This is a genomic window from Gardnerella sp. DNF01141, assembly GCF_049244255.1.
Taxonomy (GTDB): domain Bacteria; phylum Actinomycetota; class Actinomycetes; order Actinomycetales; family Bifidobacteriaceae; genus Bifidobacterium; species Bifidobacterium vaginale_E.
The window spans coordinates 1,344,115-1,356,149 of record NZ_CP058391.1 but is presented as its reverse complement, the minus strand read 5'-3'; the positions used below and the strand labels follow the sequence as shown (position 1 = coordinate 1,356,149).

General features: G+C 44.4%; 9 protein-coding genes and 1 tRNA gene. 3 read left to right on the top strand and 7 right to left on the bottom strand.

Translation table 11 applies throughout. From position 1 onward, the window contains the following. Nucleotides 1-17: 17 nt before the first annotated feature. A complete protein-coding gene (gene lysS, locus HXT35_RS05285; protein ID WP_004128803.1) occupies nt 18-1,703 on the bottom strand; it encodes a lysine--tRNA ligase in 1,686 nt (561 codons plus the stop codon). Between the two features lie 166 nt (nt 1,704-1,869). Here lysS and HXT35_RS05280 point away from each other — a divergent pair. Continuing rightward, nucleotides 1,870-1,943 (top strand) — tRNA-Pro (locus tag HXT35_RS05280). A 308-nt stretch (nt 1,944-2,251) separates the two neighbouring features. Here HXT35_RS05280 and HXT35_RS05275 read toward each other — a convergent pair. Then, complete coding sequence (locus HXT35_RS05275) at nt 2,252-4,903, bottom strand: BspA family leucine-rich repeat surface protein (protein WP_004128804.1); 2,652 nt, start codon at nt 4,901-4,903, stop codon at nt 2,252-2,254. A gap of 201 nt (nt 4,904-5,104) precedes the next feature. On the opposite strand from HXT35_RS05275, the gene HXT35_RS05270 reads away from it, so the two are divergent. Further along, nucleotides 5,105-7,213 (top strand): DUF4037 domain-containing protein, encoded by a 2,109-nt coding sequence (locus HXT35_RS05270; RefSeq protein WP_421787979.1) that lies wholly within the window; start codon nt 5,105-5,107, stop codon nt 7,211-7,213. After that, complete coding sequence (locus HXT35_RS05265) at nt 7,210-7,881, top strand: DUF4125 family protein (protein ID WP_329503494.1); 672 nt, start codon at nt 7,210-7,212, stop codon at nt 7,879-7,881. Before HXT35_RS05270 ends, HXT35_RS05265 begins: the two co-directional genes overlap by 4 nt. A gap of 269 nt (nt 7,882-8,150) precedes the next feature. Here HXT35_RS05265 and HXT35_RS05260 read toward each other — a convergent pair whose 3' ends face one another. The 5 genes from HXT35_RS05260 to sufU all read right to left on the bottom strand — a co-directional run bounded on the left by HXT35_RS05260 (nt 8,151) and on the right by sufU (nt 11,757). Next, the gene (locus HXT35_RS05260; protein WP_080572233.1) at nt 8,151-8,813 is read right to left on the bottom strand and encodes a DUF3800 domain-containing protein; all 663 of its coding nucleotides are present in this window, start codon (nt 8,811-8,813) and stop codon (nt 8,151-8,153) included. Nucleotides 8,814-8,999: 186 nt separating this feature from the next. Next, the gene (locus tag HXT35_RS05255; protein WP_004128812.1) at nt 9,000-9,623 is read right to left on the bottom strand and encodes a type IV toxin-antitoxin system AbiEi family antitoxin domain-containing protein; all 624 of its coding nucleotides are present in this window, start codon (nt 9,621-9,623) and stop codon (nt 9,000-9,002) included. Nucleotides 9,624-9,802: 179 nt separating this feature from the next. Continuing rightward, nucleotides 9,803-10,465 (bottom strand): HAD family hydrolase, encoded by a 663-nt coding sequence (locus HXT35_RS05250; RefSeq protein WP_004128814.1) that lies wholly within the window; start codon nt 10,463-10,465, stop codon nt 9,803-9,805. A 57-nt stretch (nt 10,466-10,522) separates the two neighbouring features. Further along, a complete protein-coding gene (locus tag HXT35_RS05245; RefSeq protein WP_004128816.1) occupies nt 10,523-10,975 on the bottom strand; it encodes a metal-sulfur cluster assembly factor in 453 nt (150 codons plus the stop codon). Nucleotides 10,976-11,010: 35 nt separating this feature from the next. Next, on the bottom strand, nt 11,011-11,757 hold the full coding sequence (sufU, locus tag HXT35_RS05240) for a Fe-S cluster assembly sulfur transfer protein SufU (RefSeq protein ID WP_004128817.1): 747 nt from the start codon (nt 11,755-11,757) through the stop codon (nt 11,011-11,013). Nucleotides 11,758-12,035: the final 278 nt, after the last annotated feature.

The window sequence follows — 12,035 nt, the reverse complement described above, 5'->3', positions numbered from 1 at the left end:
GCGTCAATTAGCGTCAACTAGCGAAGAGGCTTCACAAGTGGGAACGTAATCGTCTCGCGAATAGTTGCGCCCGTAAGAGCAATCAGCAAGCGATCAATACCCATGCCCATACCGCCGGCAGGAGGCATACCAACGCCGAGAGCCTCAATGAAGTCCTCGTCAATATCCATTGCCTCAACATCGCCAGCCAAAGCATCCTTAGCCTGAGCCACAAAGCGCTCGCGCTGCACAACAGGATCGTTAAGCTCAGAATAGCCGGTTGCAAGCTCAAAGCCGCGCACGTACAAATCCCACTTTTCAACCATTCCAGGCTTCGTGCGGTGACCCTTAACAAGCGGGCTGGTCTCCACTGGGAAGTCGCGCACAAACGTTGGCTCGTAAAGCTTATCCTCGTAGAAGTGCTCCCACAAGTGCTCAACCAACTTGCCGTGATTCTCAACGTCGTCGCGCTCAACGCCAAGCTTGTCTGCAATCGCACCCAAATGCTCAACGGAAGTTTCCGGCGTAATCTCCTCGCCCAAAGCCTCAGAAAGCGAGCCGTACATTGTAATCTGCTTCCATTCGCCACCAAAATCGTACTCTTCGCCGTTAAGCAAAGTCACCTTGGTAGAGCCGAAAGCGTCGATAGCAGCCTTCTGAATCAGCTCCTTAGTAAGAGCGCCAATCGTATCGTAAGTGCCGTAAGCTTGGTAAGCTTCGAGCATTGTAAACTCTGGGGCGTGAGTTGCGTCCACGCCTTCGTTTCTAAAATCGCGGTTGATTTCAAACACGCGGTCAATGCCACCAACCAAGCAGCGCTTCAAGAAAAGCTCTGGAGCGATGCGCAAATAAAGATCAATGTCAAAAGCGTTCATGTGAGTTGTGAACGGACGAGCAGCAGCACCGCCGTGAACAGTTTGCAACATTGGGGTTTCGACTTCCAAGAAGTCGTGACTGTCGAAAGTGCGGCGAAGAGAAGCCACAGCATGCGAACGCCTGCGAACCATATCGCGAATCTTCTCGTCCGCAATCATACCAATATATGGCTTGCGCGTACGAGTATCGTCGCTTAATTCCTTGTGCAAAGCCGGAAGAGGCTGCAAAGCCTTAGCTGCAATCGCCCACTCGGTTGCAAAAACGGAAAGCTCGCCGGTCTTAGACGAAATCACGCGACCGCGAACGTAAAGGTGGTCGCCCAAATCAACCATCTGCTTAAAGCTTTTAATGGACTCCTCACCAATTTCCTTCTTGGAAACCATGGCCTGAATCGTCGTGCCATCACCGGCAGAAAGCTTAACGAAGCACAAGCCGCCAGCGTTACGCAAGAAAAGCACGCGACCTGCAATACCAACCTCGGTATCGGTTTCTTCGCCTGCTTCAAGCTTGCCGTCGAACTGCTTACGAACCTGCTCGATAGTATCCGTAACGTTAAGATGCACAGGGTAAGGCTGCACGCCTTCCTTAAGAAGCATCGCACGCTTAGCAACGCGCATCTGCACCTGCTCTGGGTGCGCAAGAGGGCCAAACTCTTTATTGCTTGGGTCGATTGCTTCGTCCAGAGTTGCGCCTTCGTTTACACGCTTGGCGATTGCCTCGTCTTGAGCGAGTAACATTTCGGCATGTTCAACAGTGTCGATTTCGTTGGCGATATCTGTGGTAGTATCTGTTGCTTCGTTTTCTGCGGCGTTTTGCGCGGCAGACATTGCAGTATTGGTGTCAGTCATAAACGCTAATTGTAGCTACTAGGTAATACAGATAAGAACACAAGCTAAGCAAGCGCAACAAAATATTTGTATGCGCCAGCCTGTAACATTACGGACGTTGTTAGAACTTTGTACGCAAGTACTTTGTGCAAGTATTTTGCGCAAGTCTTTTGCGCAAGTCTAACATCGGGCTGTAGCGCAGTTTGGTAGCGCGCTTCGTTCGGGACGAAGAGGCCGCGGGTTCAAATCCCGCCAGCCCGACTTTTGATTTTTGAAACATCTGCCGGAAATTATCCGGCATTTGTAGTCTTCTCGGCCGTTTTATGAAATATTTGCCGGAAATTCGTTACCAACGCAGCACGCAGGAGCGAGCGCGCGACATAAACTACTCACGCGTGCGCTGTTTTGGTCGGAATCTGGCTGAAAAGCGACATAAACTACTCACAGCTGAGCAGTTTCGGTCGGAATCTTCCGTAAAAACGACATAAACTACTCACAGCTGAGCAGTTTCGGTCGGATTTTCGCACGCAAGCACACTATAAGCACGCTATAAGCACGCTGACAATCTGCTACTCTTCAACAATCTGCTTCTCGTCGCGCTTCTTCCTCATCTTGTATCCCAAGGCAAAGCCGATAATCAGCATAATCAGCCACGACACAATCAATCCAGCAATCAGACCAGCAACCAATCCGCCATTTTCTAACCACGAATACTTATTACCGTTTTGATAAGACGCAGCGTTATTTTCCGACTTTTTTGCCGAGCCGGCGGAATTGCGCGAATTTGCGTCAGATGGCGAAGTTGGGCACACACATTTGCAAGTCCCGTCGTTGCCATTTAACTGCTTTTGCGCGCCGGAATTGGCGTTATTAGTGCGATTAGCGAGATTATTGCGATTACGATTGGCCACCCCACGACGAAGCGCGTTATTTTCTGCATCAGCGTTTTGAATTGATTGAAGCGGATTCTGCGGCGCGTTCTGAGGCACATTATCAGGCTCGTTATCAAGCGGATTAAATGGATTTGAATCCGGGTTCGAATCCGGAGTAAAATCCGGATTAATATTCAAATCTGGATTCGGCGTCGGAGTCGGTGTTGGCGAAGGTTGCGGGCCAGGCTGCGGCTGCGGTTGCGGTTGCGGTTCTGGCTGCGGTGGCGTTGGCGGCGTTGGTGGAACAGGCGGCTTTGGCTTTGGCTTGTGCTTTACATCAGCCGTAAAAGTGATGTCAAAAAGCGAATGTATAACCGCATCTTTAATATCTTTATCTTGGATATATGAAGGATTTTTCTGATTTTTGAGCAAATTACTTGTTGGTACGTTCCCATCTACAGCAGAACCAGTGTTCTTCATAAATATTGGATTTTTATTAATAATTTTATAATCAATATTGGTGAATATTGGATTCAGCAATCTCTGCCACTTAACTGTATCCCCATCAACAATTCCAAGAGACTTTCTAATCTCATCAAAAGTCATGGTTGATTTATAGCGAGAATTATCAGCTTCTTTAAGAAGATTCTCCAACACATCAATCTTACTATTCTTAGATTCGCGAATAAGTTTAGCAGTGTAAGTTAAACCAAGATCTTCCGCCTGCAAGGCTAGTTTTTCTTTATCAGCATCTTTGTTAGCAGGGTTACCGCTTAGTTGAAGATCTTTACTAGGAGTGTATTTATGCGTGCAATTCACAAACTCTGTATTCTTACCTAACGTATTATTCCTACCTAACGTATGATTTTGACCTTGCAATGCGTCAGTAATACAGGTAATTGTGTTATTAGGATTTTCAGCGTTCCCAACTTTGCTGTTAAATGTAACTTTAATATAATCGCGAACCCAACGAATGTAGCCAGTCTTCGACTCATAATCATTAGCTACCAAATCAATATTTTCCCCAGGTTTAACAGCAGATTTACCCTTGGATTTACGCCATATGCCATCAGGAAAAATGGAAGTATTTTTATTATTAGCATCCGTAGGCAACGTAAGATCTCTTAGTCCAGAATTTTTAAACATGTCGGAAGTTGCAGAACAAGGATCTTCCTTTCCATGTTTAACTGACCCTTGTGGGAACTTCCACTTACTTAAATCTAAAGACTTAACTCCGCTTCGCAAAAACATTGCAGACATATCTATAACGCTACTCGTATTCCACTTGTCAATGCCCGCAATAGTTTTCAAACTTTGAGTATTGTAAAACATGCCGTACATAGTCTTAACGCTGCTAGTATTCCATTTTTCAACACCCGCAACAGCTTCCAAACTTTGATTGTTTGCAAACACTAAAGACATATCTCTAACGCTTTTAGTATCCCAGTTATCTAAACCTGTTACACTAGTGAGGTTAATATCGTTTTGGAATAATTGACTGATATCTGCTAAAGTACCAGAATTTGCTTTAAACAACTTGGCACTAGTTAAACTATTGCACTCATAGAACATCGCCCAAGCATTTTTAATCTTAACGTTTTGCCAACCACTTAAATCAATGTTTTTAAGTTTTTTATCATTCGCAAACATAAAACTGGTATTAGTAATGCTGCTCATATCCCAATTCGTAATTCCATCAACAGTTTCAAGGTTTGTGCATTCTGCGAACATTGATTGTAATGAGTTGTCTTTGATATCATCCGCAAATTTTATATGGTCCAAACCAACTACTTTTTGAAGACCAGCGTATCCTTGGAACATACTTTCTGCACCATCTAATGTCATATCTTCATCTATGACAATAGTTTTTATTTGATTCTTAAGAGCATCAAAGCCAGGTCCACTATAATTTCCATCCGAAGTTCCGAAAATACTATCGAACTTACCTGAACCCGTACCATATCCAGTATTCCCACCATAAACAGGCTTCTTTGGATCAATAGGTCTCAGATGTATCGTATCCCACGTACCAGCAATAATAAGCCACTTAAGATTACGACCAGGTAGTTTAATCCATTCTTTGTCATCTGCATCATCAGCAGACCGAGTCGAAGTAGCAGTACTTGAAGCCGAAGCCCTCCCCGAACCCGCACCCGCCGAACGCGCGGCATTTTTTGAGGATTTGGGAGCAGTAGCGCCGGAAATCGCGGAAGAAGTGCGCGATGTGCCAATCATACCGACTGCGCTTGTGATTGTTGGCAACGTCATTGTTACTGACGAAATCACAGACGCGCAGATGGCCACAATTTTATAAATCCCGCTTTTATTCTTCACACTCTTATTGCTCATTTATCTTCCTGTTCAATCAGCAAAATACACACTCTCAATATTTATGCTAGCCAGTAAAAAAAAAAAACGAAAGAGCAGCGCAAAAAATAAGTTAGCGCGCGCAAAGTTTTTGTCGCTTCTCGAGAAGATTACGGCAGTTTCTTTACGTGGCTGTAAAGTTGAAGTCGATTGATTGAAGAGCGCAATAGCAAGGGGGCTTTGATGCAGAACGCTGCGCAATTTTATAGCGAGCTTGACGAAATGTTCGCGAATCACGCGGGCGCGGAAGCAATTGAATCGTACCTTTTGCGAAAACTTGCCGAAACACAGGTGAATTCCGAAGTCGCGGCAGATGCAAAGGCGCAACAAGAAACCGCGGAAAATGCAGCAACCGAAGAAACCGCATCAACCACAAAAACCGCGCAAACCAATTCCCTGCAGCTTTCAATTCTCAACGAAATCATGGGATTTTACCGTTCGCGCGGCGAACACGCAAAAAATCAGTCAATCATAAATCGCGCTCTAAATCTGGCCGATTCCATGCGCATAGCTGGCACCGAAGCCGGCACGACCACGCTAATCAACGCCGCCACAAGCCTTCGCGCGGCTGGCAGCTACGAGCGCGCAGCAGAAATATATTCTCAAGCTATTAAAGAATCATCGAAAACACTAAAACCAAACGATAGAAAACTCGCTGCCCTTCACAACAATCTTTCAATGCTTTATAGCGAAACAGGTAACACGAGTGAAGCAATTGATGAGCTTAATCAGGCGCTTGAGATTTTGCAAAATACGAGCACAGATCCTGATCACGACATCGATATTGCCGCTACGCACACGAATATTGCGCTTGCTATGTTGCAGGAGTGCTCACATCCCAACACCAGCACAAACAGCAAATCCGCAACTCTTGAATCCGCTTTTAATCACGCCTCGACCAGCGTTCGCATGTACGTCGCTGGAAATAACGAAAATCAACCGCACTACGCTTCTGCTTTGGCAGGTTTTGCGCAAGTTCAGTGCGCGCGCGGCGAGTACGCTCAGGCGGCGGAAAGTTACAGTAAAGCGCTTGATTTGATTGCGAAATGTTACGGAAAAGATAGCGAATCTTACGCGATTACAGCGGAAAATTTGCAGCAGACACGCAAGTTAGCAGAAAAAGTTACGGCGAGTGGCGCGGCGAATGTGATTCAATACGATTCGGAAAAGTCGCAAGCAACCGATGAGCAACAGCCAGAGTCAAATAAAACCATAAAATCAATCAAAACTGTAAAAACAGAAAATAATCCAAAAATAACAACCGGCATGCAACTATCGCAATCATACTGGCAAACTTACGGAAAGTCGTTACTCGATCAGCCAAAATTTGCGATGTACAAAAATCGCATAGCTGCAGGATTAGTTGGTCACGGTTCGGAATGTTACGGTTTTGACGACGAGATTTCGCGCGACCACGATTTTGGTCCCGGCTTCTGCTTGTGGCTCACCGACGAAGATTACGCGAAAATCGGCGCGGATTTGCAAAACGCTTACAACGCACTTCCGAAGAAATACGCCGATTTTGAATCTCGCAGCGAAACGCCGCGCGCCAAATCTTGCGAAAGCAGCAAGCGCGTCGGAGTATTTCGCATAAGCGAATTTTTCGAAAATCTAACCGGCTTCCCCACTGCCCCAAGCGAAAACGAGCCGCATTTATGGCTGTCCTTAGATGAGTCAACGCTTGCAGCAGCTACGAACGGAAAAATTTTCGCGGACCCACTTGGAGAGTTCTCAAAAGCTCGGCAAAGCTTCAAACTCATGCCGGACGACGTGCGAATCTCACTAATCTCCAGAAGACTTGGCATGATTTCACAAGCCGGCCAATACAATTTCCAACGCATGATAGCTCGCAAAGATGCATCCGCCGCGTGGCTTTCTATAAACGAATTCGTGCGCGCAACCGCTTCCCTCGTTTTTCTGCTCAACAATCCCGTAACCGCAAGCTACTTGCCTTACTACAAGTGGCAGTTTGAGGCATTGCGAAAGCTAAGCAATCGCATGGCTTCCAGGCTTCCGGAAGTGTGCGGCAAACTTGAGTCAGTAATGCGACTTTCTTCCGCTGCTTGCTTTGGTGGCGACGGCTCCGGCGGCGACGGTTTTGGAGAAGGTGGCAAAGGAGCGGGAATTGCGCAAAAGCAAGTTACGCAAATAATTGACAGTATTTGCGAGGATATTGTGCGCGAGTTGCAATACGAGGGCTTAAGCGATTGCGGCGAAACTTTTTTGGAATGGCAGCGGCCGTATGTTGAAGCGCATATTAATTCGCGCGCTGTGTGCTTAAGGAGCTTATGATGTGTGATTTATTGGCAACGAAAGCGCAAAATCAGAAAGCGCAAAATCCAAGATCAGAAAAGCTTGCGGAAGAAATTACAAAACTCGAGTGGGATCAGTTTCAGCTTACGCAAAACGAAGGCGGACGCGCGAATTGTCAAGGAAACTGGCCGACTTTTCACATTATGCGCGTGAGTCAGTTTTTGGCGTGGCCGCTCAATTTGCAAGAGTCTTATAAGCAGGATCTTGAGCGTGCGAATAGCGGTGGCCGCAATTTGATTACGGAAAAGTATGCGCGAATGATGGAGTCTACTGCGCCGGAAATTTTTGAGCGCACGATTAAGCCTTATATTAAGCCGATTTTAGAGCCTAGAAAAAGTTCGCAGGAGCAGATTATTTTAACGCAAGTTGAGTGGGCTGCGGATTTTCGCGAGCGCTACCCGCATTTAGGTCTTGCGATGCGCGTGCTTAAAACTAGCGAAGATACGGCAGAAAATACGTCTTTTGAAACGTATTTGCGAGGCGAATTAAGCACGTATTCTGACGCAACTTTCGCAAAATACCAGCGTTTTGTGAATAACTTGCGCGCGGAAAATCTAAATCTTACGCAAATGATAATCGCGAATACTGTGCGCATGTATGGCTACGATTCACTCGAAGCGGCTGAGATAGAACAACGACCCGCCTAAGCACATTGCCTGAGCCTAATAATTGCATAACACATTTCAAGCTCCTTCAAAATGCCAGACAGTTACAGCAACACAAACTACAGTATGTTGCTAACGTTATTTTAATTTGATACAATTTTAGGTAGTCCCTCGAATAGTCACCCGCTGGTGTGCGTTTCTTTACATAACGTAATGAATAGAGGGACTATAATTTTTTATCTGTTCTTTTCGAAATCAGTACAGAAGTTATCTGTTATTTGCGGCAAAAAATTTTGCAGATTAGCAAAATTTTATTTGTCATCTGTAAACACCCAATAAGTTCCAAATGGCTTATTAGTCCTATAAGCAAAAGTATTAAAATGCGCTAATGCTTTTTGGTTACCAGTTTCTAATTTTGCGCGAACAGCTCCAGCGGTCATATCCGCCAATTGAATCATTGGATTGGTTTTTGAATCAACAAAATCAACCTTACTTAATGTTCCTGGACATACTTTATTAACTATATTCATTAGATAATCTGCATCAGGAATAGAAAAAGCGCGAGTATCCTGCCCATCAATATACAAAATACATTCCTTGACCGCCCCAAATGTGTGCGTAAAAAGCTGACGTATCATATAACTTTTTAGTAGCCTAGGATTACTTAATAAATTTTTACTACGAATTTTAGTTTTGTCTGCAATAATTACTCGTACGTGATAATTGGCTAATTTCATGCAATCAAAAAACACATCTTTAAGCTTAGGATGCGTTTTATTATATTTAAATTCTCGATCATACTTATGAAAGAATTCACCATTTTGTTCCTCACACCTTGCTGTTTCCATCAACTTCCAAGCATGAGTAATGTCTTCAATAGTATCGAAAATACACGCTGCTATCACGACATATCTCGTCGAACCTCTGTCGTATTTAAACCCAGAGTCACCAGAATCGTCTATATAAGCAAACATAAATTAAACTATACAAAATGTACATGAATTGTAGATTATGAATTTATGAATTTAAAATACCATGCGTAGTTTTGATCGAATTATCGCACACTTTCGTGCTGGTTTTACCCTCACGAACAATGCTTTTGTGTATTACGCAAACGCTGCGTAACACTATCTCTAATTGCAGTACTTTTATTACTACTGTTATTCATCGAGAATCTCCAAAATATCGTCAACTTGCCGAAGAATACCAAATTGTTTGGCATATTCGCGCAATCTATGTACGTTTTTATTAGGATTCCTCACATACGCACGCAAAGCCTTACCAAATATCTCTGAATCCTGACACCTACGATTTCTAACCAAATCGCAGATAGTGCGCTCCATATCACAAGACATCACATAATTACCAATAATTGTGCGCACCCTTGTAACGCCAATTTTATACCATTCTTTCCTAATTTGATGCACTTCAACATCATTTTTTATACGCCATGTGTTATAACCCTGACATACCGTAACTTCGTTTATAAACGGCATGCGATCTGTAAGATTATGCAAATACAAAGCAGTTTGGTAAGAGTATATGCAAGCTTTATTGCGAAGTTGGAAAAAATAAAGTTCATCGTAATTATTTGAATTGCTATCAAAATACACACCGCGCGCAACTCTTTCCAAATCATTATTTTTGACCATGCTAGTTAGATACCAAGAGTCAATTCCTGCGGAAGAAACTTCTTTTGCTGTGATGATACCGTTATTTTTCTTAACAATTTCTTTAATCGCACTAATATTTGTTATCTTTTGATTTGCTGTTACTTTTACCATCACATACCAACCTGCTCGAACCATTTTACGAATAACAAAAGCTTATTAAAAACTTGCTTTTGTGCTTTATTATTATATAAATAACGCACGAATACAAGTAAAAGTTAACTATAGACTCATAGCGATAACTTTGATTCAGCCGAGCGCGCGCAGATTAGAATGCCGATTAAGGATGCTGATTAAGAATAGATCAGCGAGGCTGCAGAAGCGGCGCGAAAGTCGCCTTCGAGAAAAAGCGTGGAGGAAGCGGAAAGACCGGCTTGTTGCAAAAACGCGCGGTAAAGCATTACGTCGGGTTTGCGCAAATGCGATTCGTAAGATGCACAAACGCCGTTAAGCTCGCCAAGTATTGGGCAAGTTTTGCGCGCGCAGCAAAGCCAATCGCAAGAAGCATTACCCAACGCCCACACGCGCACGCCGTTCGCAATCAACTCGCGCGCCACGGCAGAAGCATCCGCGCGCTCGCCTGCAAAACCGCGCTCGAAACGCTCAAAATACAAGCGATACAGCCACGTAACCGCAGGGCCGTGATGCTCATCAAACGAATTCAACGCCTGATCGCAGCTCCACCCAGCCTCGCGCAAAGACTCGTGAAACTCAAATCCCCATTCCGGCTCGAAACTAAAAAGCACTTCCCCAATAAAATCCGGATAATCCGCGGCCAGAGTGCGGCGCGCATCCCAATCCACCAGCATATGCAAGTCAAAAACAACGTCGGAAATTCCGCGCGAAGCATACTTGCGAATACTATTTTCGCGCACATCACTTATTTCGCGCACACTATTTATATCGCGAATATCACAGACTCCGTTTGCACTAACTGCTTTTATTTCAGCGCCCATAATTCCCACTTGTTTAGTACGTTGCTATCAAAACAAAACGGCAAGTTAACCAAATACTCACGCGGTTGGCGGAATACCAGCGCCCCCAACTACCCCAGAACCATACATTCCAGCCGCAAAGTTCGCCTGCAAACTGTTGAGATTGTAGCCAAGCGCCTCAAGCTGCGCGCGACCGTCTTCATTAATGTTTTCAACGCTCCAGCGCGGCTTCCACGTCCAATCAATGCGAAACTCTTCCACCAAACCTGCGAGCGCATTCGCACACTCGTCCTCAATCAAATCAGTAAGCGGGCAAGCCGGAGTTGTAAGCGTCATTGTAAGAATCGCGCGACCCAGCTCGTCAATTTCAATGCCATAAACTAGGCCTAAATCAACAACATCAATGCCCAATTCCGGATCGACAACATCGTGAAGCGCTTCCTTAATATCTTCTTCGGTAACCCTGCCAATATCGTTCGCGCTTAAAGGTGTCGACGCCGCCACCTCAACAGCCGATTTATTTTCTTCCATAATATTCCTTGCTTTGCTTGTACCAAATTTCGATTTTACAAGCTGCCAAGAATTTGCGGATTCAAGTTTTGTGAAGCTTTTGCGATGCTGTCTTTTAAGCCTTCCCACGCCAAAAGCGCGCACTTAATTCGCATTGGGTATCGCGATACACCTTGCAAAACCATTGCGTCTTCCAGCGCATCTTCCTCATCTTCGTTTTTAAGACCTTCGCCGCGAGATTCCATAAGTTTGTGGAAAAGCGCGTCTAATCGCAAGGCTTCGTCAACCGACTTTCCTTCGACCAAATCAACCATCATCGAAAGGCTTGCTTGCGAAATTGAGCAGCCGTGACCATCCCACTTAACGCTTGAAATTACTGGGGTTTCGTTATTATTTGCGATATTTGAAAGCTCCACGCGCATTGTTACTTCGTCGCCGCAAGTTGGGTTGAATTGGTGCGATTGACCTAAAGCTGAGTTTTCTGCAAAGATTGCCACAGCGCAACTTTCGTGCGCATTGTTTAGGGTGATTTCAGCAGATTTTTTATTTTCAGAAGAGTTGGCAGATTCTGTATTTTCGGCAGATTCTTGAGATTCTTGAGTTTCTTGAGATTCTTGAGATTCTTCCTGCAGTTCCGCTTTTGCGAGCGCATCCGTGCTTTCAAAATGAGTTTTGCCATGCGGATTTCGCGCAGCATCCAAAATCACTTCTTGATACATGCTTTCCAAGCCGTCACCAGCCGCATCTGAAAAACCAGCACCTGCACCAAAACCAGCGCCCGCACCAAAACCCATATCAAACATACGCACTCCTTACCTACTTCCTAACTCGCTAACTATCCAACTCGCTCGCTAACAATATTTAATCACTTATTTTTTAATAAACGATTCATCATTAGAAAACTCAACAACTTTTTTCAATAACATATCAACTTCATCAAGTTTATGCTTTATATTTTCAAATTCAATTATTTCAAATATTATTTTTAAACAATCGTAGTAATAGCCGCAAGAAAATAAGTATTTAATAGTGTCGTATATGTGATACAATTATAAGAGGTCTTTTGTAAAGGCTTCCAAGT